The 324-nt window shown below is 64.8% G+C and carries 1 pseudogene; it reads right to left on the bottom strand.

The features are described 5' to 3' along the window. Positions 1 to 183: 183 nt before the first annotated feature. Positions 184 to 324, bottom strand: a pseudogene (locus tag ACQ4LH_RS22000) (UvrD-helicase domain-containing protein); the annotation flags it as partial.

The raw sequence follows: 324 nt of genomic DNA, 5'->3' as shown, positions 1-324 counted from the left end.
GGTAAAGGTCATGGCGACGATATGGCGTGCGTATAAGCGACAGGGTTGCGGCCCTGGGGCGGGTATGGCGGGGGGGAGGCGGGGCCTGTCTCTCTTTCACAGCTGCCGCGTGCGGCGGCGCCCCCCCCCCCTGCTTTCTTCGTGTCTGTCGTCTCGTGGGCTCGAGATGTGTATAAGAGACAGGGTAAAGGTCATGGCGACGATATGGCGGGCCTGGATGCCGCAGTTCTGCACCAGGTGGGCGATCTTGCGGGTGATCACGCTGGTCTTGCCGGAGCCTGCGCCGGCGAGCACCAAAAGTGGGCCGCCGACATAGTTCACGGC

Origin of the sequence: Pseudomonas peli (genome assembly GCF_050563605.1) — a bacterium.
Classification (GTDB): domain Bacteria; phylum Pseudomonadota; class Gammaproteobacteria; order Pseudomonadales; family Pseudomonadaceae; genus Aquipseudomonas; species Aquipseudomonas peli_A.
This window is presented reverse-complemented; position numbering and strand designations above follow the sequence as displayed.